Annotated in this window: 29 protein-coding genes, 1 other RNA gene and 2 riboswitches; of the genes, 16 read left to right on the plus strand and 14 right to left on the minus strand. The window is 51.7% G+C overall.

Annotated elements, in window-relative coordinates:
- Positions 1 to 24: 24 nt before the first annotated feature.
- From H9X84_RS09975 to H9X84_RS09985, 3 genes are all read right to left on the minus strand, one after another.
- Entirely contained in the window at positions 25 to 1221 is a 1197-nt protein-coding gene (locus H9X84_RS09975) for a vWA domain-containing protein (RefSeq protein WP_205134216.1), read from the minus strand.
- Between the two features lie 12 nt (positions 1222 to 1233).
- On the minus strand, positions 1234 to 2046 hold the full coding sequence (locus tag H9X84_RS09980; RefSeq protein WP_205134215.1) for an AAA family ATPase: 813 nt from the start codon (positions 2044 to 2046) through the stop codon (positions 1234 to 1236).
- A gap of 150 nt (positions 2047 to 2196) precedes the next feature.
- Positions 2197 to 2457, minus strand: a complete 261-nt coding sequence (locus tag H9X84_RS09985; protein WP_205134214.1) for an AbrB/MazE/SpoVT family DNA-binding domain-containing protein — start codon at positions 2455 to 2457, stop codon at positions 2197 to 2199.
- 149 nt (positions 2458 to 2606) lie between these two features.
- Here H9X84_RS09985 and H9X84_RS09990 point away from each other — a divergent pair, with 149 nt between their 5' ends.
- From H9X84_RS09990 to recR, 8 genes are all read left to right on the plus strand, one after another.
- Positions 2607 to 3188 carry a nucleoside recognition protein gene (locus tag H9X84_RS09990; protein ID WP_205134213.1) on the plus strand — a complete coding sequence of 194 codons (582 nt, stop codon included), beginning with the start codon at positions 2607 to 2609 and terminating at the stop codon, positions 3186 to 3188.
- Positions 3185 to 3718 carry a spore maturation protein gene (locus H9X84_RS09995; RefSeq protein WP_205134212.1) on the plus strand — a complete coding sequence of 178 codons (534 nt, stop codon included), beginning with the start codon at positions 3185 to 3187 and terminating at the stop codon, positions 3716 to 3718. Before H9X84_RS09990 ends, H9X84_RS09995 begins: the two co-directional genes overlap by 4 nt.
- Before the next feature lie 104 nt (positions 3719 to 3822).
- Positions 3823 to 5181, plus strand: a complete 1359-nt coding sequence (locus tag H9X84_RS10000; RefSeq protein WP_205134211.1) for an FG-GAP repeat domain-containing protein — start codon at positions 3823 to 3825, stop codon at positions 5179 to 5181.
- A 7-nt stretch (positions 5182 to 5188) separates the two neighbouring features.
- Entirely contained in the window at positions 5189 to 5668 is a 480-nt protein-coding gene (gene tadA / locus H9X84_RS10005; RefSeq protein WP_205134210.1) for a tRNA adenosine(34) deaminase TadA, read from the plus strand.
- A gap of 80 nt (positions 5669 to 5748) precedes the next feature.
- An RNA gene (gene ffs, locus H9X84_RS10010) (signal recognition particle sRNA large type) lies at positions 5749 to 6012 on the plus strand.
- 144 nt (positions 6013 to 6156) lie between these two features.
- Positions 6157 to 7755, plus strand: coding sequence for a DNA polymerase III subunit gamma/tau (gene dnaX, locus H9X84_RS10015; protein WP_205134209.1), 1599 nt, complete (start codon positions 6157 to 6159; stop codon positions 7753 to 7755).
- 79 nt (positions 7756 to 7834) lie between these two features.
- The gene (locus H9X84_RS10020) at positions 7835 to 8170 is read left to right on the plus strand and encodes a YbaB/EbfC family nucleoid-associated protein (protein ID WP_205134208.1); all 336 of its coding nucleotides are present in this window, start codon (positions 7835 to 7837) and stop codon (positions 8168 to 8170) included.
- A gap of 15 nt (positions 8171 to 8185) precedes the next feature.
- A complete protein-coding gene (gene recR, locus H9X84_RS10025; RefSeq protein ID WP_205134207.1) occupies positions 8186 to 8782 on the plus strand; it encodes a recombination mediator RecR in 597 nt (198 codons plus the stop codon).
- Between the two features lie 51 nt (positions 8783 to 8833).
- On the opposite strand, the gene H9X84_RS10030 is transcribed toward recR, so the two are convergent.
- Positions 8834 to 9310 carry a threonine/serine exporter family protein gene (locus H9X84_RS10030; protein ID WP_205134206.1) on the minus strand — a complete coding sequence of 159 codons (477 nt, stop codon included), beginning with the start codon at positions 9308 to 9310 and terminating at the stop codon, positions 8834 to 8836.
- A gap of 22 nt (positions 9311 to 9332) precedes the next feature.
- The gene (locus H9X84_RS10035; RefSeq protein ID WP_205134205.1) at positions 9333 to 10088 is read right to left on the minus strand and encodes a threonine/serine exporter family protein; all 756 of its coding nucleotides are present in this window, start codon (positions 10086 to 10088) and stop codon (positions 9333 to 9335) included.
- 203 nt (positions 10089 to 10291) lie between these two features.
- A riboswitch (TPP riboswitch) is annotated at positions 10292 to 10394 on the plus strand.
- Positions 10395 to 10455: 61 nt separating this feature from the next.
- Between H9X84_RS10035 and tenA the strand changes: the two genes are divergently transcribed.
- The 7 genes from tenA to H9X84_RS10065 all read left to right on the plus strand — a co-directional run bounded on the left by tenA (position 10456) and on the right by H9X84_RS10065 (position 15542).
- Positions 10456 to 11115: a thiaminase II gene (gene tenA, locus H9X84_RS10040; RefSeq protein WP_205134204.1), complete on the plus strand. Its 660-nt coding sequence runs from the start codon at positions 10456 to 10458 to the stop codon at positions 11113 to 11115.
- Positions 11116 to 11136: 21 nt separating this feature from the next.
- Positions 11137 to 11889, plus strand: a complete 753-nt coding sequence (locus H9X84_RS10045; protein WP_205134203.1) for an ABC transporter ATP-binding protein — start codon at positions 11137 to 11139, stop codon at positions 11887 to 11889.
- Positions 11886 to 12629, plus strand: coding sequence for an ABC transporter permease (locus tag H9X84_RS10050; protein WP_205134202.1), 744 nt, complete (start codon positions 11886 to 11888; stop codon positions 12627 to 12629). The genes H9X84_RS10045 and H9X84_RS10050 overlap by 4 nt, the downstream gene beginning before the upstream one ends.
- 4 nt (positions 12630 to 12633) lie before the next feature.
- Complete coding sequence (locus H9X84_RS10055; RefSeq protein WP_205134201.1) at positions 12634 to 13671, plus strand: ABC transporter substrate-binding protein; 1038 nt, start codon at positions 12634 to 12636, stop codon at positions 13669 to 13671.
- A 60-nt stretch (positions 13672 to 13731) separates the two neighbouring features.
- Positions 13732 to 13860: a hypothetical protein gene (locus H9X84_RS13220; protein ID WP_275552252.1), complete on the plus strand. Its 129-nt coding sequence runs from the start codon at positions 13732 to 13734 to the stop codon at positions 13858 to 13860.
- A 61-nt stretch (positions 13861 to 13921) separates the two neighbouring features.
- A complete protein-coding gene (locus H9X84_RS10060; protein WP_205134200.1) occupies positions 13922 to 14674 on the plus strand; it encodes an SDR family NAD(P)-dependent oxidoreductase in 753 nt (250 codons plus the stop codon).
- Between the two features lie 4 nt (positions 14675 to 14678).
- Entirely contained in the window at positions 14679 to 15542 is an 864-nt protein-coding gene (locus H9X84_RS10065; RefSeq protein WP_205134199.1) for a YihY/virulence factor BrkB family protein, read from the plus strand.
- Between the two features lie 608 nt (positions 15543 to 16150).
- On the opposite strand, the gene H9X84_RS10070 is transcribed toward H9X84_RS10065, so the two are convergent.
- The 9 genes from H9X84_RS10070 to H9X84_RS10110 form a co-directional block, all read right to left on the minus strand.
- Positions 16151 to 17542, minus strand: a complete 1392-nt coding sequence (locus H9X84_RS10070) for a tyrosine-type recombinase/integrase (protein ID WP_205134198.1) — start codon at positions 17540 to 17542, stop codon at positions 16151 to 16153.
- A 14-nt stretch (positions 17543 to 17556) separates the two neighbouring features.
- On the minus strand, positions 17557 to 18471 hold the full coding sequence (locus H9X84_RS10075; RefSeq protein ID WP_243423727.1) for a helix-turn-helix domain-containing protein: 915 nt from the start codon (positions 18469 to 18471) through the stop codon (positions 17557 to 17559).
- A 128-nt stretch (positions 18472 to 18599) separates the two neighbouring features.
- Entirely contained in the window at positions 18600 to 18785 is a 186-nt protein-coding gene (locus H9X84_RS13325) for a helix-turn-helix domain-containing protein (RefSeq protein WP_334298082.1), read from the minus strand.
- Between the two features lie 55 nt (positions 18786 to 18840).
- Positions 18841 to 19296, minus strand: coding sequence for a type II toxin-antitoxin system PemK/MazF family toxin (locus H9X84_RS10085; RefSeq protein WP_205134243.1), 456 nt, complete (start codon positions 19294 to 19296; stop codon positions 18841 to 18843).
- Between the two features lie 507 nt (positions 19297 to 19803).
- Complete coding sequence (locus H9X84_RS10090; protein ID WP_205134195.1) at positions 19804 to 20091, minus strand: helix-turn-helix domain-containing protein; 288 nt, start codon at positions 20089 to 20091, stop codon at positions 19804 to 19806.
- 186 nt (positions 20092 to 20277) lie between these two features.
- Positions 20278 to 21651: an AfsR/SARP family transcriptional regulator gene (locus H9X84_RS10095; protein WP_205134194.1), complete on the minus strand. Its 1374-nt coding sequence runs from the start codon at positions 21649 to 21651 to the stop codon at positions 20278 to 20280.
- A gap of 309 nt (positions 21652 to 21960) precedes the next feature.
- Positions 21961 to 22036: riboswitch (cyclic di-GMP riboswitch) on the minus strand.
- Positions 22036 to 22299, minus strand: a complete 264-nt coding sequence (locus tag H9X84_RS10100) for a helix-turn-helix domain-containing protein (RefSeq protein WP_205134193.1) — start codon at positions 22297 to 22299, stop codon at positions 22036 to 22038. Its footprint overlaps the riboswitch before it by 1 nt.
- 227 nt (positions 22300 to 22526) lie before the next feature.
- The gene (locus H9X84_RS10105) at positions 22527 to 22787 is read right to left on the minus strand and encodes a hypothetical protein (protein WP_205134192.1); all 261 of its coding nucleotides are present in this window, start codon (positions 22785 to 22787) and stop codon (positions 22527 to 22529) included.
- 12 nt (positions 22788 to 22799) lie between these two features.
- Complete coding sequence (locus H9X84_RS10110; RefSeq protein WP_205134191.1) at positions 22800 to 23069, minus strand: Ada metal-binding domain-containing protein; 270 nt, start codon at positions 23067 to 23069, stop codon at positions 22800 to 22802.
- A gap of 218 nt (positions 23070 to 23287) precedes the next feature.
- On the opposite strand from H9X84_RS10110, the gene H9X84_RS10115 reads away from it, so the two are divergent.
- The gene (locus H9X84_RS10115; RefSeq protein WP_205134190.1) at positions 23288 to 23497 is read left to right on the plus strand and encodes a helix-turn-helix domain-containing protein; all 210 of its coding nucleotides are present in this window, start codon (positions 23288 to 23290) and stop codon (positions 23495 to 23497) included.
- Positions 23498 to 23503: the final 6 nt, after the last annotated feature.

Here is a 23503-nt window from a genome sequence, read left to right on the forward strand (position 1 = left end):
GTCAGGAAATTCCCTTTTCTATTTTTACCGATTAACCATCAGCCGTTTCAGAGCGTCGTTCAGCCCTTCGATGGTTAAATCGTGCATATCAAATTCCTTGTTGATGATATCGTAGGTCTTGGCCCACCAGCCGCCCCAGTGAGGACGTTCCGAGGGATTCAGCCAGACCATATGGGGATATTTTTCCCGGAACCGGGTCAGCCACTCCATGCCGGAGGTCTTGTCCCGGACGCCGTAGCTGTAATAACTGCCGTCCAGAAGCTCCGAAGGCTCCATTTGCGCATCGCCCACGATAATGACCTTATACTCGCTGCTGAGATTTTTCAGAATCCATTCTGTGGGGATCACGGATTTCGGCAGGAGACGAGGGTCCTTGTATACTTTGGAGTAGATGCAGTTATGGAAATAGAATACCTGCAAATCCTTGAAATGGTTGGACTTGCTGACGGCCTGGAACAATGCGGAGCAGAGCCGGCTGTAATAATCCATGGAGCCGCCGCTGTCCATCAGCAGCAGGACCTTGACCGTATTTTTTCTGGGCCGTTCATAGACCACCTGTAAATTCCCGGCGTTGTCGCAGGTTTCCCGGATGGTGCCGTCGATGTCAAATTCTGTTTTGGCGTCCTCCGCCCGGGAGGAGAACTGCCGCAGTCTGCGGAAGGCCATCTGGAACTGACGGGTATCCAGCGTATTGTCATGACGGAAATCCCGGAATTTTCGCTCGCTGGCCACCTGAAAGGCCCGCTTCTGGCCGCCTTCGCCGCCTACACGGATGCCCCGGGGACTGAAGCCGTTGTTGCCGAATACGGAAACGCCGCCGGTGCCTACCCAGTAGCTGCCGCCGTTGTGTTCTTCCTTCTGTTCCTCCAGACGCTCCAGAAACATTTTCTGGATCTCCTGCTGGGAAAGCCATTGATTCTGCATGGCACGCTCCATGTCAAACTCGCTGCCGGGCTTTTCCTTGGGATTTTCCAGCCAGTCCAGAAGCTCCTGGGGCAGATCGTCCGTTATGGGCATATCCTTGAAAAATTCCAGAAAAGCGCCGTCGAATTTATCAAAGTCCGCCTCGCTTTTGACTAATATACTGCGGCAGAGATAGTAAAAGCCTGTGAAAGAAGAACCGTGGAGTCCCTTGTCCAGTGCCTCGATCAGAGACATCCACTCGTTCAGGGAGACTTTTAGGCCTCTTGCCCGCAGCAGATAGAAAAATGCTGTAAACATAGAATCACCTGCTTATCGTAAATAGCGGTTCAGAGTGTCCAGATCTTCGTTTTTCTTCAGCAGGACCCCTGCGAAGGGAACGGTCTGGCGGATTCTGTCGGGGTCGATGCCGCCCAGTACCAGCGCGTGAATCCAGTCGATGACTTCGGAGGTGCTGGGTTTTTTCTGGATGCTGTACAGCCCTCTGATCCAGTAAAAGGTCTCCAGCACCTGCTCCAGCAGATGCTCCTCCACATGGTCGAAGTGTACCTTGATGATTTCCTCCATCTGCTGCGCATCGGGGAATTCGATATAGTGGAAGATGCAGCGGCGCAGGAAAGCGTCGGGCAGTTCTTTTTCCGCGTTGGAGGTGATGATGACGATGGGACGGCGTTTCGCCTTTACGGTCTCCTTCGTTTCAGGGATATAAAATTCCATTTTGTCCAGCTCCCACAGCAGGTCATTGGGGAATTCCAGATCCGCTTTATCGATTTCGTCAATGAGCAGGATCACCTGTTCCTCGGAGGAAAAGGCTTCCCCCAGCTTACCCAGCTTTACATATTTGGCAATATCGTCTACGCCTTCGTTGCCGAACTGGCTGTCATACAGACGCTGTACTACGTCATAGACATACAGGCCGTCCTGGGCCTTTGTGGTGGACTTGATATTCCAGATGATGAGTTTCTTGCCCAGAGCCTCGGAGATGGCCTCCGCCAGCATGGTCTTGCCGGTGCCGGGCTCCCCTTTGATGAGCAGGGGCTTTTCCAGCGCCATGGCAATATTTACAGAACGCATCAGCTCTTCGCTGGCAACGTAATTTTTACTTCCTTCAAATTTTGAGGTCATGTCAAACCGCCTTTCTTTTCGTTATATGGCTAATATTGTAGAGAAGGGGTGGTCCCTTGTCAATAAAAAAACCGCCGGAAGGCGGGAAAATAGCGCAAAACACAAAAAAACAGCAGGAATTTTTGCCCTTCCTGCTGCTCCGCCCTTTTGTTATCTTACGTCCAGGCCCGCCAGTCTGGCCATTTCCAGAATAGACTGCTTGGATACTTTTTTCCCCTTGTAGTCGATGAGCTCGTCCATACTGCCTGTGAAAATATCCGCCGGTTCGTATTTTTTCAAGATAATGGTATTTTCCTCTACGAAGATCTCCAGGGAGTCCTTGATCTCAATCCCCATATTTCGGCGCAGTTCGATAGGCAGTACCACCCTTCCCAGCTCGTCTACTTTACGTACAATTCCAGTTGATTTCATATTGTTTCCTCCCTGCCTTTCAGCATTTATTTTCTTAACAGAATTTTAACACACAAAAAGAGAAAACACAATACAAATCTGGAAAAAACTGTATATTTCCGGTAATATTTGTCTCACAACACGCATAGACTTGCCTGAGGGGGGAGAATATGCTGAATGTGATCTGGGGATTTTTTTTGATCGGCGGCATTCTGACAGGGGCCTTTCTGGGCAGGATGGATCTGGTGACCAATGCCGTCATTGATGGGGGCCGCAGCGCTTTGGAGCTGGCTTTTGCCATGGCCGGCGTAGTGGCGGCATGGGCCGGGGTGCTGCGAATCGCCGAGAAGGCGGGAATGATCGAGCTGTTGTCAGAGAAGATGGGACCTTTTCTGGACTTCCTGTTCCCGCAGGTGCCGCGGGATCATCCCGCCCGCAGATATATCGCCGCCAATTTCGCCGCCAATTTTCTGGGGCTGGGCTGGGCGGCCACACCGGCAGGGCTTCTGGCCATGAAGGAGCTGGCGAAGCTGAACCGGCAGAGGGTGCGGGCCAGCAACGCCATGTGCATGTTTCTGGTGGTGAATATGTCCTCCTTGCAGCTGGTGACGGTAAATATCATCGCTTACCGTGCGGAATATGGTTCCGCCGCGCCGGCGGAGATCGTAGGGCCGGGCATCGCCGCTACCCTGCTGACAACGGTGGTGGGAATATTTCTGGCGAAAATTCTGGAGGGGAGGGAGAAGTCATGAAGGCACTGCTGGTGCTCTCCAATTTTATCATTCCTGTAACGGTGCTGGTGATTGTGGTTTTTGGGGCCCTCAGACGGGTAAATCTGTACGAAGCCTTTCTGGAAGGGGCAAAAACGGGCCTTCAGACGGTGGTGGATATTCTGCCGACACTGATTGGCCTGTTTGTGGCGGTGGAGGTACTGCGGGCCGGCGGCCTTCTGGAACTCCTGACGACACTGCTGACGCCGCTGGAGGCGTGTCTGGGCTTTCCCGCCGCTTTGGCGCCCCTGACGCTGGTGCGGCTGGTGTCCTCCTCGGCGGCGGTGGGGCTGCTGATGGAGCTGTTTGCCGACTATGGCCCCGATTCCTTTCTGGGGCGGGCGGCTTCGGTGATGATGTGCTGTACGGAAACGGTGTTTTATACCATGAGCCTGTATTTTTTGTCTGTGAAGGTGACGAAAACGAGACATACGCTTTTGTGCGCTCTGGCGGCGAATTTTGTCGGTGTTTGGGCGGCTTTGGCGATCACAGGCTGGGTCTTTGGAAAATGAGGTTTGAAAAATAGGCCGCCGTGGGCTATAATAGTAAAATATGAGATTGGGAATACCCCGTTGAAAGAAAGTACTGGCTTTTTTGCAAAGAGGGAAGGGTTCGTATGAAAAAAATGCTATTATGCGTCCTGACGGCGGCGCTGTTGGGCCTTTGCGGCTGCGGCGGGCAGGAGGAGGAAGTGTTCTCCCTGACGGCGGAGCAGCAGGAAAAATATACACAGATCATTGACGATGTGACAGAAGAATTCTACTGGACCTATGACAGAGACAGTCTGGTCTTTTCTCAGGCCGTTGTGCCGGAGAATACAGAGGAAAACGCAAGACTGTTTACTGCCAGCGCGGACTGCGAGTACAGTCTTTCCGCGAAAGCGGAATCGGACGCCGTTCTGGCTACGGCGGCACTGCTGCATTACAACGGCGATCAGGCGGGACAGCTGATCTGTTATTTTACGGGCGGCAGTTTGTCCGGTATCTGCTATCAGGGCGGCTATGACAATGGATATTACAGTCTCCAGGAGCGGAACCCCTTCCTTTCTGACGGGGGCTTTACGGCTTACGAGACATGGACGGGTATGCATCCCGGTTTTGACCAGTCGGCGGCCAACTTCCCGGCGGAGGGCTTCCTTTCCGTAGGGAAAGACGCTTCCGGCAATACGCTGTGTGTCTCCTTACAGGACGGGACCGTACAGATTTATCGTTACAGCGGCGGGGTTTTGCGGCTGTGGCGGACGCTGCACTTCGGCAGCGGTCTGGAGGCTACCTCCGCGGTCTTTTTGGACGGAGAGGGCGGCAGCCGTCTGGCGGTGCTGCTGTCCAGCATTACGGAGACAGAACCGGCGGAAGGCAGTGAAGGCGGCGAAATCGCTACCATCCGGTCGGAGAAAATCGTGTTTTATGATGAAGATATGCAGCTGACGGAAACGGAGATCCCACTGGAATCTGTCCGGGCCGGCGCTCTGGCCTGGGACGAGGGTACGCTGCTGCTTTCCGTGGACCAAAGCGTGCAGTTCTACACAGAGGGCGCCGAGGGCTGGCAGCGGGGAGAAACCGTCAGACTGAAGCATCGGGCCGAGTACATCCATATTACAGACTTGGACGGCGACGGCACGAAGGAATATTTGATGAGCGATGGCATGGATCTGTATTTGTACCACAGAAACGGCGATGCCTTCCGTCAGATCTGGTCTACCCATCTGGGGGTGGAAAGCCTGTATGGCCCCATTACCAGCGGCGACCTGAACGGAGACGGCGTAAAGGAAGTCTATGTCTGCGATATGACCGGCACCACCATCCGTTATCTTCTGACGGAAAAGGGGCTGCGTTCCTCCAATGAGGATATTGAATACGGCCAGTGCATCTATCCCTGCGACCTGAACGCCGACGGGAAGGACGATTACTGGTTTATCGCCGACAGCATCCAGCGGCAGGGATATTTGTGCGTTGCCGCGGAAGAAACGGAGTAACGAGTTTATGGAAGAAAAGATCAGATTTATGGAGGAGGCCCTGCGGGAGGCGGAGAAAGCCCTGGAAATGGGAGAAGTACCCATTGGCGCCGTTATGGTGCGCCAGGGAGAGATCATCGCCCGGGGCCATAACCTGCGCAATACCCAAAAAAATCCTCTGCGCCACGCGGAGATCGACGTCATCAACGAGGCGGCGGCCATTGTAGGGGACTGGCGGCTGGAGGACTGCGTCCTCTATGTGACTATCGAGCCTTGTCCCATGTGTGCCGGTGCCATTGTGCAGGCCCGCATCCCCAAGGTGGTATTCGGCGCCAGAAACAGCAAGGCGGGCTGTGCCGGCTCTGTGCTGGATGTGCTCAATGAGCCTAAGCTGAACCATCAGGTGGAGGTAGAGGAAGGCATTCTGGCGGAAGAGGCCGGCGCGCTGATGAAACGGTTTTTCCAGCGGTTCCGCAAGAACAAAAAGCCGGAGGAAAGCCTTTCCTGAGGGAAATTTTCCCCTCCGCCATTGACAGAACGGCCCGGGCCGTGTATACTGGAAAGGCATTTTACATTGGTTTCAAATTTCCGTGCTAGCCGGGGTGGTAGCGGTACCCTGTACCCACAATCCGCTATAGTGGGGGTGACGTTTGCTTTCGGCGCAGAATTTGGCAGCCTGCCCTTTGGAAGGGATGTTGAAGTTCAAGTCTTGCACAACAGGAGCCTGTGAACCGTGTCAGGGTCGGAAGGCAGCAGCACTAAGCAGTCTACTTCTGTGTGTGTCAAGGGTGCTTGGATGGAGTTTCGGAAGGAGGTAACGTGTTGGAGACTGCGACAACAGCAAATGCACGGATTCCTATAAAAATAAAAGGATGGAACGGGAAGGACCTGCTCTGTCCTTTTTTTGTTTGGGGATGGAAAAGGAGCCTGCCGGTGTGATATAATAATACAATTAGGATTCTGCCGGGAAACGGCCAAACCCAGGGAGGGAGCATCATGTCTTATACGGCCTTATACAGAAAATTCCGGCCCAACGTCTTTGCCGGCGTGGTGGGCCAGGACCATATTGTAAAAACATTGAAAAACCAGATGAAAACGGGACGTGTCTCCCACGCCTATCTGTTCTGCGGCACCAGAGGCACCGGCAAGACCTCCACGGCGAAGATCTTTGCCCGGGCCATCAATTGCCTGCATCCCACAGAGGAGGGAGAGCCCTGCAATCAGTGCGAGGTCTGTCAGGCCATTCTGGCGGGGCGCAGCGTCAACGTCATGGAGATCGACGCCGCCTCCAACAACAGCGTGGAAAATATCCGGGAAATCCGGGAGGAGGTCAAATATCCCCCTACGGAAGGAACTTATAAGGTCTATATTATCGACGAGGTGCATATGCTTTCCAACAGCGCCTTTAACGCGCTGCTGAAAACACTGGAAGAGCCTCCGGCCCATGTGATCTTTATTCTGGCGACTACAGACCCTCAGAAGGTGCCCGCCACCATTTTGTCTCGGTGCCAGCGTTTCGACTTCCGGCGCATCACCGCCGACGACATCACCCATACCCTGATGGGCTATCTGGCGGAGGAGGGACAGCAGGCCACGGAAGAGGCGGTGCGTTATGTGGCCCAGCTGGCGGACGGTTCTCTCCGGGACTCCCTCAGTATTCTGGACCAGTGCCTGGCCTTTTTCAGCGGCGAGGAAGTGACGCTGGAGAAGGTACAGGATGTGGTGGGCGCCGTAGACAAGAGCGTATTTTTTGAGATGACCGATGCCCTGGCGGCAAAAGACGCCGCAAGAGCCATGGAACTGGTGGAGGAAATGCTTTTAAGCGGACGGGACATCCGCCAGTTTCTGACGGAGCTTCTGGTTCATCTGCGCAACCTTTTGGTAACAACGGCGGTGCCTGACCCGGCGGCCATACTGGAGTTGTCGGCGGAAAACGCCGAACGTCTGCGGGAACAGGCGGCAAGGCTATCGGCGGAGGAACTGACCTTCTGGATCAGACGGTTTTCCGGCTTGCAGAGCGACCTGCGCTATGCCTCCAATGAGCGGATTTTGCTGGAGGTGGAACTGATCCGCCTTTGCTCTGACTGGGCGGAGCAGGATACGACGGCGCTGGCGGCCCGGATCGCAGGGCTGGAACGGCGTTTTGCGGAAGGGATTCCTGTGGCGGCCGCGGCGGCGCCGGCGGAAGCGCCTAAGAAGAAGGAAAAGCCCAAACGGAAGCCCCCGGCGCTGGACGAGGATAAAAAAGCCTTGCAGGAGCAGTGGCCTTCTCTGCGGACCCAGTTCGGGGACGCGGTGCTGCGGGGGGTGCTTTCCCGGGTGGAGATTGGATTCAAGGAGGACGATTTTGTCTATCTGGTCTGTGAGTATCCCGCTCTGGAGGAAATGGCGGAAAAATCTCTGGAGGAAATCGGACAGGGGCTGGAAAAGGCTCTGGGGAAGACCTTCCAGCTGAAAACCACCGACAAGGCGTCCTATGAAGCGTGGCGGGAGGCCACCTACGGCGAAACGAAAGACGCGGACCAGGCACAGGAGGATGCCGACTGGGGCAGTCTTATGGGCACATATTTCGCCGATGCGGATATGGAACCGTAAAAAGCCTTGCGAAAACAGCGGGGTTTATATAAAATAGAAAAGAATGAAACGAAATCACATTTTTTAGGAGGATAACGATATGGCAAAAGGCGGATTTGGCGGCATGGGCGGCATGAACATGAACAACCTGATGAAACAGGCCCAGAAAATGCAGAAACAGATGGCGGCCCTGCAGGAAGAACTGAACGAAAAGACACTGGAGATGACCAGCGGCGGCGGTGCCGTAAAAGTAGTGATCTCCGGCAAAAAAGAAATCAAGGAACTGAAGATCAATCCCGACGTGGTAGACCCTGATGATGTGGAAATGCTGGAGGATCTGGTGCTTTCCGCAGTCAATGAGGCCATTCGTCAGGCGGATGAGATGTACAACAACGCCATGGGCAAGCTGACCGGCGGCATGGGCGGTATGTTCTGATAAAAGAGGGATAGCATGAATTATTACGGAAATCCCATTACCCGGCTCATTGAACAGCTTTCGGCGCTGCCGGGCATCGGCGGGAAGTCGGCCCAGCGGCTGGCCTTCCATATCATCCATATGCCCGAGGAAAAGGTGGACGCTCTGGCGGAGGCCATTCTGGCGGCGAAAAAACAGGTGCGCTACTGCTCCGTCTGCTGCAATCTGACAGATGAGGACCCTTGTCCCGTCTGCGCCAATCCCAAGCGGGACCAGCGGACCATTATGGTGGTGGAGGACCCCAGAGATATGGCGGCCTATGAGCGGACCAAGGAATACCACGGCACCTATCATGTGCTCCATGGGGCCATTTCTCCCATGACCGGCGTTGGCCCTCAGGATATCCATATCCCGGAACTGCTGCGGCGCATTGACGGCAGTGTAGACGAGGTGATTCTGGCTACCAATCCCAATGTGGAGGGGGAGGCTACGGCCATGTATCTGAGCCGTCTGCTGAAGCCGCTGGGCGTCAAGGTGACCCGCATCGCCAACGGCGTGCCTGTGGGCGGCGATCTGGAATATGTGGACGAGGTCACTCTTTCCAGAGCGCTGGAAGGCAGAAGGGAAATGTAAAAAGAAAGCAAAAAAAGCTGAGAAAGAATTTCTTTCTCAGCTTTTTGTATTTCAGGCCGTTTTCTTTTTCTTTCCCAGCCGGGGGAAGATCTCGAAGGTCTTGTAGGGCAGTACCAGAATCAGAAGAGAACCGATGCCGATGGCGCCTGCCAGCTTGAAGCCCGTCAGGGCGTTGGAGTAGGTGGAGAGGATATTCCCCGCGATGGCCGCCTGCATGGTTTTATAGACCGCCGCCCCGGGCACCAGAGGAAGGACGCCGGGGATATGGTACAAAATAGAGGGCGCCTCTCTGTGATAGGAGAGGAATCTTGCCACTGCCGTAACGGCCATGGTAGCCACCAAAGTGGCGGAAACGGCGCCGCCGGTTCTAACATAGACCAGCATATACACAAACCAGCCCAAAAAGCCGTTGATGCCGCAGCAAAGGAGCTCTTTTCTCGGCGCGTTGCAGACAACGGAGTAACCGGCACAGGCCAGCAGGGAAAAGAAGGACTGGAACAGGATGTCCTGCATGGTGAATTCTGTCATAAAATCATACCTCCTGTAAGAATCAAAGTGGGAAAATACTCAGTACCATGGCGACGCCGCCGGCGATGGCACAGGCCACCAGCAGGGTTTCCATAAGCTTGGAACTGCCGCTGATGAAGTTGCCCTCCAGCAGATCACGGATGGATTTTGTCATGGTAATGCCCGGCAGAAGAGGCATGATGCTGCCGACGATAATCATATCCATCTGGGCCTGAGGAAAGACCAGACAGAACAGGCAGGTAAACAGCCCCGTCAGTACGCCGCCGGCGAAGGAGCTGAAGAAATAGGGCGCTTTCCATTTGCCGTTCCATAATACCATCAGCCCCAGAATCATGCCGATGATAAAGGCGGCGACGCCGTCCAGAAAAGTCCCCTGATATACCATGGTAAAGCCGCCGGAGGTGATGCCGTAGCCCAGAACCCGCCATAGAGGCGGAAAAGACGGAGCGAACTGGATCTCCGCCATGCGCTGGGTGGCCTGGGGCAGGGAAATCTCCCCCGCCACAAAGGAACGGCTCATGGAATTGACGGCGCAGATTTTCTCGAAATTAACGGAGCGGTCCTGCACGCCTCTGGCCATGGACAAAGGCCCCTTGACCTCTCTGGGCAGGCTGACAATGAGCATGGTCGACATAGCCAGGGCTTCGATTTTTTCTCTGCCGCTGACGGATAAAATCCGCAGCATGGTATCCTGTACCCGCTGGGTCTCGGCGCCGGATTTGAGCATGACCTCCCCCGCGTCCAGAGCCAGATTTAACAACTCTGTATCATAATCCACTGTTTTCTCCTCCTGCAAACTGATTTCATCTTTCTTGTCATACCTAAGTGTATTCTTTTTTCGGAAAATGTAAAGTGAATTTTCTGTAAAATTATTTCGCCTGCGAAGTATTTTTTTTGTGCGAAGCGGCGGGGCGGGATTCGTTGTATACAAAAAAATGGTTTACACTGGTTTTGATTTGTACTATAATAAATGAAACTGAATAGACAAGCTGGGGGTGCTGCCGTAAGGCGGCTGAGAGGAGATTTCCAACCCTTTGAACTTGATGTGGTTAGGACCAACGGAGGGAAGCAGTCAAAAAAAGAAAAGAGGTATCCTTTTCCCTGCGGGGGAAAGGATTTTTTTATGGAAAAAAGGAGGCAAAGCCATGAAATTGACACAGCGGCTTTATGAAAGCGTAAAGGAGATCTGGCAGGGCTATTTAGAGCAGCCCTTTGTGAAGGAGCTGGCGGAGGGGACGCTGGACCCGGCCAAATTCCGGTTTTATATGATCCAGGATTATCGCTATCTTCTCCAGTACGCCAAAGTATTTGCTCTTGGTGTGGCAAAAGCGGAAGATGAGGAACTGATGCGGCGTTTTGCCTGTATGGTCCATGACGTGCTGGACGGCGAGATGAAGGTACATAAAAGCTATATGGCCCGGCTGGGTATTACGGAAGAAGAGGTGGCGGCGACAAAGACCGCTTTGGATAACCAGTCCTATACCTCCTATATGCTGGATGAGGCCTATAAGGGCGGTTGTCTGGAAATTTTGATGTCGGTGCTGGCCTGCGCCTGGAGCTATCAGGTTATCGGGGAGCACCACGCGACGATCCCCGGCGCTCTGGAACATCCCCTCTACGGCGAATGGGTACAGGGCTACTGCAGTGCGGAATACCGTGCCAGCACCCAGGAGATCATCGACTGTGTGGATGCGCTGGGGGCGGACATTACGCCGGAGCGGGAAGCGGCCCTGACGGAGATTTTCGTAAATTGCAGCCGCTATGAGACAAAATTCTGGGATATGGCTTACGCCATGGAAATGTAAGCGAAGGGAGCGACAAAAGCCATGCTGCGATTTGAAAACGTATCCTTTCGCTATGCCGAGGATGATTTCAGCATGATGGAGCACCTGAATTTTCAGGTAGAGGAGGGCGAGTTCGCCACCATCATCGGCGCCAGCGGCTGCGGTAAAAGCACTATTTTCCGCCTCATCAACGGACTGGAAAAATTACAGCAGGGGCGGATTCTGGTGGATGAGCGGCCGGTGCAGGAACTGAAAAATTACAGTGCCTTTATGCCCCAGAAGGACCTGCTGTTCCCCTGGCGGACCATAGAGAAGAATATCTGTCTGCCCATGGAACTGGCGAAGGTGCCTAAAGCGGAGCAGGAGACGAAATGCAGGGAAGTGCTGGAACAGGTGGGGCTGTCGGCCTACGCCAAAAAATACCCCAAGGACCTTTCCGGCGGTATGAAGCAGAGGGTGGCCTTTGCCCGGACGCTCCTTTCCGGGGCGGATCTGCTGCTGCTGGACGAGCCTTTCAGCGCGCTGGATTATCTGACCAGAGTGGATATGCAGGAATGGCTTCTGCATCAGTGGGAGCATTATCATAAAACGATTTTGTTTATTACCCACGACGTGGAAGAGGCCGTATTTTTGTCCAAAACCATTTTTATCATACAGGACAGACCCTTTTCCAAAATGGAACGGGTGGAAGTGCCGCTGTCCTATCCCAGAAACCGGGAGGATCTGAAGCGGCCGGAGATTGTGGAGCTGAAGGAACAGCTCATTGAGAAACTGAGAAGGAGCGTGAGTCTATGAGAAAGCATTTGCCCGCCCTGATTTTGGCGGCGGCGCTGCTGGTTTTGTGGCAGATCATTGCCGGTATCATTGACGCCGCCTATATTCTGCCTTCTCCCACACAGATTTGTGTGCGGCTGTGGGAACTGCGGGAGCCGCTGTTTCTGGTCCACCTGCCCGCTACCATGAGTGTGACGGGGCTGGGCCTTCTGATTTCCATTGTGCTGGGGATCTCTCTGGCGGTGGCCATGGACGGAAGCCCCCGCATAGAGCGGGCGCTGTATCCTGTCATTGTGGCCTCCCAGACCATTCCCACCACGGCTATCGCGCCGCTGTTTATCCTCTGGTTTGGCTATTCCATCTGGAGCAAGGTGCTGGTGACCATACTGATTACATTTTTTCCCATTGCCATTACGGTCTTTGACGGTTTTAAGGCAACGAAGCGGGAGATGGAGGAACTGCTTCTGACTTATGGAGCCTCCAGAAAGGATGTATTTTTCAAGCTGAAACTGCCTACGGCCCTGCCAAATTTCTTTTCCGCCATTAAAATGGCCATCCCCATGAGTGTCATTGGGGCAGCCATCGCCGAATGGCTGGGGGCGCAGGAAGGACTGGGCTATTTCAGCAAACGCATGATGACGCAGCTGGATGGTGCGGGCGTATTCGCGCCTGTGGTGCTGCTTTCCGCCGCGGCCATGATCGCCGTGGGGATCGTTACCGTCCTGGAATATCAACTGATCCATTGGAGAAAGGAGATCTGAACACATGAAAAAGAAACTGCTTGCACTGCTGATGGCGGGCGTCATGGTCTTTGGACTGGCGGCCTGCGGCGGAACGGACACGGGAGAGGAAACGGCCGATGCCAGCGAAAGCTCCCAGTTGGAGGATTTTACCATTGTACTGGACTGGTATCCCAATGCCATCCATACCTTCCTCTATAACGCCATGGAAAAAGGATATTTCGCGGAGGAGGGCCTGAACCTGGTCATCAATTTCCCCGCCAACACCAATGACGGCATTTCCCTGCCTGCCGCCGGCAAAGCGGACGCAGGTGTTTATTACTTACAGGATGCCATCCTTACTTCTGTGGAGGAGAATGTTCCCATCGTTTCCATCGGCGCGCTGACCCAGAGCGGCCTGAACGTGGTGATCTCCCAGAAGGAAAGCGGCATTGCGGAGGCGAAGGATCTGGAAGGCAAGAAGATCGGCTACGGCGGTACGGTGCTGGCGGAGGCCCAGATCGAGGCCATGCTGGAAAACGCGGGTCTGTCTGCCGATGCCTGCGAATATATTGACGTGGGCTTTGATCTGATGTCTGCCCTGACCACAGGACAGGTAGACGCTACCATCGGCAACATGGTCAACCATGAGGTGCCGCAGATGGAAGAAAACGGCTTTGACATCAATTATTTCTATGCGACGGATTACGGTGTGCCCCAGGTCTATGAGCTGGTATTTTTGGCAAACGCCGACGCTGTGGCGGAAAATCCGGAAAAATACCAGGCCTTCCTGCGGGCCTGCCAGAAGGGCTTTGCCGATATGAAGGCAGATCCGGAGGGCTCTTTGCAGACTTTGCTGAACAACCAGAATGAGGCGAACTTCCCTCTGTCGGAAAACGTGGAAAAACAGAGCATGGAAATGCTGCTGCCGGTTATGGAGACGGCGGACGCGCCTTTCCTGCATCAGGAGGTTTCCGTATGGCAGGAGAACGCCGACTGGATGTATGAAAGAGGAATTCTGAGCGAACCGGCGGATGTCAGTGGTTTGGTGGTAAATCTGCTGGAAGAGACACCGGCGGAATAAAAATATAGAGGAAAGTGTTTTTTCGTATCTTCCTGAGAAAACGAGAAGGCTAAAATCCTTATGAATGACATAGGATTTCAGCCTTCTTTTTTTGAGATTTTATTTGAAATGGTTTTTGAAGGGGAAGCTGCGTTCAGGACAGGTTTTTGGGGGTCGGATTTTGCGGCGGGAATTCCCGCCATTCGTTGAAATTTTTTCTGGGGGCAGATATAATAAAAGAAAGTTTTTGCGAAAAAAAGGAGGTGTCGCTGTGAAAGCGCTGATAACAGGAGCCACCGGCGGCATCGGTTCCGCTCTGGCGGAGGAGCTGGCCCAAAAAGGCGTCCATCTGATTCTGGCCAGCCGGAACGTGGCGCAGATGGAGGAAATGCAGAATCGGCTCCCGGCGCCTGTGGAGATTGTGGCGGTAGACCTGACCCGGCGGGAGGACTGCTATGCTCTCTATGAACGGGTAAAAAACAAAAAAGTGGATATCCTCATCAATAACGCGGGTTTTGGCGTTCTGGGCCATTTTTCTGAAACGGCGCTGGAAACGGAGCTGGAAATGCTGGCGCTGAATGTGGAGGCAGTCCATATTCTGACAAAGCTATTTCTGGCGGATTTTCGCCGGAGGAACAGGGGGTATCTCCTGAATGTGGCCTCCTCGGCGGGATTTCTGGCGGGCCCGGGCATGGCGGCCTATTACGCCGGGAAGAACTACGTCCTGCGCCTGACAGAAGCCATCCATGAGGAACTGCGGCAGGAGGGAAGCGCCGTCAGAATCTGCGCCCTTTGTCCGGGGCCGGTACAGACCGGGTTCCAGAAACGGGCGGGCATCCGGGCCGGGATGAAGGGGATTTCCCCGAAACAGGCCGCCCGGGCAGGACTGCGGGGGATGGTTCGGAATCAGGCCGTGGTACTGCCGGGAGTATCTACTAAGCTGGGCTATCTGGGGCAGAAATTTCTGCCGGAGGAACTGGTGCTGCGGATGACCTATGCCATTCAATCCAAAAAGAAAGGGTAAGCCTATGGATTTGCGAAAAACCATTGAGAAACAAAGGGGCTGGAAAAAGGTTCTGCTCCTGACCATACAGGGATACTTTACCAATCAGATTGGGCGGAACGCGGCGTCTATGACTTATTATCTGCTGTTTGCCCTGTTTCCTTTTCTGGTGCTGGTAACCTCCATTCTGGGGCTGCTGCAGCTGCCGATGATTTCGCTGGATGGGGAAATCGCCCGGTTTCTGCCGGATGATGTGGTGACACTGCTGAATCTGGCCATTGCCCATGTGACCCAGACCAGCAACAATACCATCCTGACTTTAGGGCTGGTATTTACGCTGTGGTTCCCCTATCGGGCCGTATCCAACCTGATGAGCTCCGTGGCGGCCATTTACGGCTGCGAGAAGGGAGAACCTCAGGGCCTGCGGACGGCAGGGCTGACACTGTTTACTCTGATTCTGATTCCGCTGATGCTGATTTTGCTGCTGATCGGCGGCAGGGTGCTGAATATTGTGGGGATGTTTATTCCCATATCGGAGGACTTTATTTCTGGCTGGACAAAGCTGCGTTTCCTGCCTATGGCGGCGGGGCTGCTGTTTTTGCTCTGCGCCATTTATTATCTGTCTCCGGCGGAAAAGCAGAAGGTGGAGTACGTGCTGCCAGGCGCGGCGGTTTCCGTAGGGGTATGGATCTTATTTTCTCTGGCCTTTTCCTACTATGTGGACCATATGGGGCGGTATTCCGTGATTTACGGTTCCATTGGCGTCATCATCGCCTTTCTGGTGTGGCTCAACTGCAGTGCCGCCACCATGCTCATGGGGGCGGTGTTCAATCAGGCCAGAAAGGTGGCCAGAAAGGAACAAACAGAGTATCATCAGGAAAAAAAATAACAGGCGGAAGCCTCTGAAAAGAGAGCGTTTCCGTCTGTTTTTGATACAAAAAAACGCCGGAGCAAAAGCCTTGCTCCGGCGTTCCGTCCCTGGCGGGATTCGAACCCACGGCCTTCCGCTTAGGAGCAAAACGCTTCACTGTCGACTTGCTGCTATGTAAGTCGATTTTTGTCGGTAATTGCTGAACTTTTTAAAGGTCCGAGCCGTTTTGTGTCCGACGCTGTCGCTAAATGTCTTACCTTATCGGACCCTGTCTTTTAGCCGATTTTTAGATTTTTCTAAAAATGGGAAAAGGGTCAATGTAGAGTAGAAGTCCGATTTAGCTCCATTCATCGTTATTATACCATGAATGTCAATGTGAACTGCTGGTCCTTCCGGATCAAAAGCTCTCATGGATTGTTCCGATGCTCTCAGAGGACTGTTTTCGCCGGAAAAGCTCGTTTTTCCTGCTTTTCAGCACGAGGCTTACTTTTTTTTGTTCAGCACGAGTCCCAACAGAAGTCCTTTTTCGGGAGGCAGCCTCCTGTTGGCTAAGGCCTCCGGATGCCTCATAGACAGAAAAATAGCGGGCAGCTGATTCCTTTTGGAAAACTGTCCGCTATGTAAGTTTATAAGGATTTTGCCAGGGTTTTGAGGAGTGCTGCCATTTCCGGATTCTGAAGAAGCTTCAGAAGAGGGGCTGTATCTGGAGATACATCTGCAGCCGGTGCAGCTTCCGGCTGTGGCTCAGGCTCCTGCTTCGTCGGATCTTTGCCAGCTCCGGAATAAAAGGCTTCCTCGAAGAGTCTTGCATTGTTCCGTCTGTCATCGTCCAGAATATGCGAATACACATCCGTAACCATCTTAACCTGTGCGTGACCGGAATCTCCCTGAACTGCTTTGACATCGCCGCCGTTCAGCTTCAGCTTATAGGTGATACTGGAATGGCGAAGGCTGTGAAATACAACTCTCGGAAGATCGTTCTTCTCAATCAGAGTGCGGAATGAAGCATTGATGGTGCCTGCCTCTGTCGGCATACCAAGAGGACCGGCAATGACAAGATCAAAGTCCTGATACTCATCGCCCAGCGCCTCTATGGTTTCCATCTGCTGTTCCTTCCACCGGATCAGCATTTCTGCAACTGTGCGGGGAAGGAAGATTTTTCTCACAGAGGATGAGGTTTTCGGAGCCTTCAGCACCTGAACCGTTGTGGTTCTGGAGGACATCGGTGGAAATACCAGCATGACATCCTTGCTGTCCAGCTTTTTCAGAGTATCACGGCTGACACGCTGCAGCTCCTTATTGACCTGGATATAAGCCTTACCTTCAGCAATAGCCTCATCTGAGATCTCCACACAGTCCCAGGTAAGCCCCAGCAGCTCTCCCATACGGAGAGAACAGGCAAAGGCAAGATTAAGGCAGAGCTTCAATCGTTCGTCCTCGCAAAGCTCCAGGGCCTGAAACAGGGTTTCTGCAGTCCAGATATCACGCTTCTTATATTCTGCCTTAGGGACAGAAGCGTAATCTGTTGGATTCTTCTCCATAAGCTCCCATTTAACTGCCTGTTCGAAGCAGGAATGCAGAAGCTTATGTATGGAGCGAACCGTGTGTGGTGTCAGAAACTCATTCTTCTTTTTGCCGATGATTGGATCCACCGGCTTTGTCTTCAGAAGCTGCTGATAATACTTTTCAATCACACGGGTGGTGATTTCGTTCAGCTTCATATGTCCGATGATCGGGGAAATATAGTGATCGATCAGACCAACATTTGAGGAGTAGGTGGACATGGCCCAGGTGGCCTTGCCGTATAATGCAACATATTCCTTCAGCAGATCATCCAGAGATTTGCACTTCGGAACGGTGAAGGTTCCAACCTCCTCCTTATATTCGATTTCCTTCTTGCGTCGCTTCGCCTCGGAAGAGGTCTTGTAGGTTTCCCATTTCTGTTTGCGCTCGCCGTTTTCATTGGTGTACTGATACACAACACAGTAGCGGTTGCCGCGCTGTACAAGTGATGCCATATTGCTTCCTCCTTTCAGCAGCTGCGGAAATCCATCCAGTCTTCAAATTCCTCACGGGGAATTCTCCAGCTGTTGCCAAACTTTCTGGCAGGAATGGTTCCTTCCTTGATCCACTTGTAAATACTTGACCTGTGAATACCGAAGAAATATGTAATTTCCTCAATGGTATAAAACTTGGGATTTTTAGGTTCTCGGGGAGCATTCTTTGCTTCCTCCAGAGCCTTTTCCCGTTCCAGCTTTTCACGCTCGGCTGCAGTCAGAATGTGATATCTGTCCTGTGTATCCAGCCAGCGCATGAAGCTGTCTCTTGTAATTCTTTTGCGGTCCGCAACCATAACAAAACGGAAGCGTCCCTGATTTTCCTTTGCATTGATGAATGCGTACACATCCTTGCGATGAATTCCCAGCATCCAGGCGATCTCCGGCATACTGACCGTATCCTGCTCCAGCTGGGCATCGCGTTCTCTGTCTTCCTTTGTGCGATAGCGAGTCTGGGAATTATACCAGCGTTCAAAGACATCCACCGGAACTCTCATCCAGTAATCCACCTTGATGGTTTCCAGATGATCCCGCTTAATGATGCTGTAGACAATGTCCTCACTGACCTCCAGCATCTGTGCGATGTCCCTCGGAGAATAAGAAAGCTGCTTCAGAGCTTCCCCCGGAGGAGGACCATCTACCTTCTTGTACTTGATCTGCATCGAGTACCATTTTTCAAAGCTGTCAAGCTTGATCCGCATTTTCCCGGCCACAAGAATGGTTTCGAAGCAATTCTTATGCACAAGCCAGTAGGAGTCTGTCTTGCCGAGCCCCAGCATCCTGCGCATTTCCGGCACAGACATGGTTGTACGGTCCACTTCAACAGCTTTTTCCTTATAGGGACTTTCCTCGTTGATGAATTCAATGGACTCATCACGTTCCTTGATCATCACGCTGCACCTCCTTTGCCTTGATTTCGGTCATCTCAATGACCGGGAAAAGCGTATCATTTCTGCTAAGAAAAGCCCACGGTGCCGATCAACCAATATTAGCTGAATCGGCACCCTTGACAAGCTTTTCAGATTTTGTTATCGAGCCATTCATCAAAGCTCTTCTTGGAGATACGGTAAGCACCGCCGCTGCCGCCAACACGGAACCGGCGGAATTCATTTTTCTTAAGTAAGGTGTAAACCGTCTCCCTGCCGCAGGCGAGGATAATCTGCAGATCCTCTACGGTATAGCAGCGCTTTTCAGGCGCAGCCACTGCAGCGGAGGGATCCACTTCATAGGTTTCAATGCATCCGATGATGCTGGTCTTGTCAGGTCTGTCCACCCGGTGTTCCTTCATTATGTGTTTCCTCCTTGTAATCGTAGTACTTGCCATGACGGAAATGTCCGTCGCGGCTGTATCTTTCAGGAATGTAATAGCCAAGCTGTACCTTCACTGCTTCATCAATACCTCGCAGCTGTCCGCCGGATACCCGACCCAGATAACGGATAATACAGGTTTTATCGAAGGTACCCAGCTGCTCTGCCAGAACTGTTGAGGGACGCTGGAGCCCCTTTGCCTTGCGCAGCAGATAATGTGTCGGCTGCTGCTTTTTCTTTTCTGTTTTTGATGTGAGCGGTGCCAGCGTCAGCGTGGGAGCATAGTAATTGCCCACGTCATTCTGCAACACCACAATCGGTCTCACGCCGCCTTGTCTGGAGCCCTCCGGCTTACCCAGATTTGCCAGATATAAATCACCTCGGCGAAAGACCCAACCTGATTTCATCATGTGGTCATCCTCCAGTCCATTTTAGTCTTTGACTTATATGGATAAGATGCCGCCGAACCAGTGATCCGGCAGCACCTTCTGCTGATATGCTTCCTCCGTATTTTGCCTCGCTACCCCGGAAGTCAGGGATTTCTCCTCATCGCTCAGACACCTTTCGGTGCCTCACCAGGCCGCAGCAGCTAACTGCAATCATAGGAATTTAACCTCCCCGCCTTCACTGTGGCCGGGCCGCGTCTTACGGAAGTATCATTATCCCTCTTACAGTCACTACCACCGCCGGTTGCTGTCCGGCATTTGCTTCAGCGAATCGCTCTGCTCCTTTGAACGTCACGGCGAGCTGACGAAGGCTACTGCTTCGAGGATTTACCTGGGAGAATGTGTATTCAGCTTTCAAGGTACGAGACAGGAGGAGCGGTCAGCTCCATCTGTCTGATTAAAGTTTAAGTATTTTGCTCATGATTTTTTATAGGCTGGTAGAAAAGTCTGATTTTCAAATAGAAAACCTTAAAGCTCTTTTTCAATGGCTGTCATGAATTCAATCATGGATCGAACCTTATGCCGGATGATATCGTTCTGGGGCTCCTGGCCCATCAGCATAAAATCCAGCGACAGATGCAGCAGAGCTGCCAGCTCTATCAAAGCATCAATAGAGAGCATTCTTTTACCTTTCTCGAAATTGCAGTAATGAGAATGGGAAATATTCAGTTGTTCTGCGACATTCTCCTGCGTGTATCCAAGAGCGGTACGAACTCTCCTTACGCGGTTGCCGCAATCAACTTGATCGAAATACATAAAAATTACCCCCGATAAGTAGATTTCAGCTCAAGCGCTTAAGCTGGTTTTAGTCTACTTTTCGGGGGTTGTATGGCTTGTTATCTATGGACTTACGCGGCCTGTTGCAGGATTACGCCACTCATAGCCTCAGTGTTTCATCAGCTATTACAGTGCCGTTTCCCATTACGCGGGCAATAATAGGCATTATTTCAGATGTATTTTTTCTTCTGCGAGCTTTACATTCAGCTCTTTGTAGGCGGGCTCCGGCAGCATCTGCTTTGCGCGGTCATATTCCGCCTGTGCGCTCTGGACAGAGCCGATCTTTATCAGTGCGTAGATCATCCAGTAAACAGCTTCTGCATTGCCGGGTTCAATTTCCAGTGCTTTGGCTGCAAAATGCTGCACTGATTGATAATCCTTCAGCTCGGCCAGGTCCTTCAGCAGATGATTAACTGCAAACAGATACTCGATAGCATAGTGTTCTGCTGTAGGAAGAAGCCAGTGTTCGTGGGATGCCTCGCTATAAACCGGACCACGGTACAGCTTTATAGCCCGCTTGTACTCATCAATACGAGGGCAGATATCAACCTGCGCCTTCGCAGTGGCAATATGGCGCTCAAATTCCTCCAGATCGGAAATGAGATTATAGTGTTCATTAATCCGATAGCTATAGTTGGAATTGGTAATCAGAGATTCCTTAGGATCCAGAATAGATTCCAGCTTCGGTTTCATACGGCTCATAACAACACGGAGTGCATTCTGTGCGTGATCCAGCTCCTCATCATTACTCAACGCCTCCGCAACAGTACGGATCGGTACAGGCTTTTTTCGCAGAACGAGATACGAAAGCAGTCTCCATCCCTTTGGTGAGTTCAAGGTCTGTGCAGAAAGCTGTCCCTTCAGGGTGTGGAGCTCCGGATCACCAAACAGACGGATGTAAACATCCTTTTCAGAAGTCAGTTCAGCACACGGCTGCTTCATCTGCAGCTTCAAAGCCTCCAGATTCTGCTGCTCCTTCCAGCAGTTCAGAACAACATAACCAAGAATGGCTAGCATCGTCGGCTGATCGGAATACTGCTTTGGATTCTTTACAATCATGAAACCACAAGGCTTGTGGTAGAAGAGCGGAACGCCGATAACACTCTGCACATCCATCTTCTGATAGTGCCGGAACTCACTGCTGGTCACTCCGGCTTTACGCTGTTCGAGCCCGTTCAGCACCACATTTTCTCCATGAAGGAGCGCATGAGTCCAGGTATCATAATCCTGCAGGAACTCAAATTCATCAAATTTTGTTTGCGCCATTCTTCCTTCAGCTCTGTTTACCCACCAGTATGGATAAAAGATTCCGGCATCCAGGTCACCGCTGATCAGGCCGCACCAGTCGGCATCATAGAAATCACGAGCAACCTCAATGGTCTGCATAGCGATTTCTTCCGGATCATCGTCGTTGTGAAGTCCTTTTTCCAGTCCTGCCAGCGTGCGCTCAAAGCGGAACAGATACTGCACATCCACGGTTGGCAGGACCATCTGAGAGGGCATAACGGGATTACCATTGTTTTCAGAATTCGTTGTCATTCGATGCATTACTCCCTTCGTTTATGAAAAAAAGCCCGCAGAACAATACCGGTAGTACACCTACGGCAGCTCTGCGGGTTCCATATATCTGCTGCCGTTCGATGTAGAAGAACGATAGCAGCATCCTATTTGATGAGTTAACAAGTTGCTTTTGATTCGGGGTCAAGCCCCTTCGCAGCATTCAGGTTGGTGGGAATCCGTCCTCATCAATTGGATGCTTGATATGGTAAAGATCATGATTATCACCCCCCTGTGAATACAAAAACTGCCAGACCGATGGTGGCCTGACAGTCAATTACAGCTACGATATGTTGCAACTGGCTGCCATTTTACAGGCCCTATAGCTTTGCGTCGCCGGATTTCTCCGGGTTTGCCAACTTTAAATTATTTCTCTTTTCGTGCAGGGAAGGAAGATATAAGTAATTCGCTTGGTTCAACCTCCAGCGCATCTGCAATATTAAAAAGAACCTCAAGAGAGAAAGGTCTAACCGAGTTCGGTGCCTCGATAGAACTAAGGTGGGATCGACTCATTTTAGCTTCTGCTGCAAGCTGTTCCTGCGACATGCCGCGCATCTTGCGAAGAGCTCCGATTTTGATACCAAGTTCGATAAACCGGTCCCGGTTTGTTGGTGAAACATCCTTGCTCATCGAGCCGTCCTCCTTTCTCCTTTGTTACTTTTATTATAGGAAAAAGGGACTCTGATATCAGTTCTCGTCATAGAGCATATGTCTGATATTTTGAGCAATCTGTTTTTATCAGCAGCATTTGTGCTGAATTGTGGCATTTTGCTCCATCGAGAGCAAGATGGGCATTAGATGCCAGAATTTTTCTCTGCAGCTAATGTCATGGTTAATAGTTCCTTTCTTGTAATTCTTTAATCGTTCATAAAAGCGTCGAAGGCTTCGATATCATCGATCCAGGAGAGCTCATCCCTAGGCTTAATGGAATTGTACTCACCAAGATCATCAATGAAGTACCGGTCAGGATACTGCTTTATCAGCTCTGCCTTCAATTTTCGCTGTTCCTTCTTGCTGCGAGGCACAATCTTTTCCCGGCCAAAGAGACCTTTTTCTTTCTTCTTACTGATATCAATCGCCGGGAGATCCTTTCGCAACTTCTTACCAAATCCAAACATAATAACTTTATCTCACTGATTTTTTTGAGTTTTCCATTTCTTATATGTTTCTTTCATACACACACCGCATGGACGGTATCCTGCAGCAATTGCTGTTTCCTCATCTTTGAAAAACACTCGATGCTGAACATATTGTCCTTTGGCAATGTAACGAAGAGCCGATGGACAATCCAGCCTACCATATATTTTCAATTTACAATGGCCGCCCAGAGTACCTGGCATATCAGAATCATAGGACTTTCCATCGGCCCCTATCAAATGATAAATTTTCTTTTCGTTCATGATATCAGCCTCATTTTAGGTTTTATTAGCGTTATACATCCCATGTATAAAACATCAGTAATATTTTATCATCAGCCCCGTTAATTCACAATCCTTTTTCGTCTGTTTTTCGACATGTTCGGCGATATTTCGCCGTTATCGGTTTACTACAGCCGAGTCAAATGCTATAATAATATAAGATGCGTGAACTTTCGGACTCGAACATGGAGGACCTTAAAATGGCAATCAGTTACAAAAAGCTTTGGCATATTCTAATCGACCGCGATATGAAAAAGAAAGATTTGGAACGCTTGGCGGGAATAAATGAATATACAACCAAAAAGTTAACACGAAACGAAAATGTTTCTGTTGAAGTATTGGGTAAGATCAGTGTGGCATTAGGCTGCCCTATCGATGATTTTGTAGAATTTTTACCTGATGAGAATTGAGAACCA

This window comes from Anaerotignum lactatifermentans (assembly GCF_016902535.1).
GTDB classification, from domain to species: Bacteria; Bacillota; Clostridia; order Lachnospirales; family Anaerotignaceae; genus Anaerotignum; species Anaerotignum lactatifermentans_A.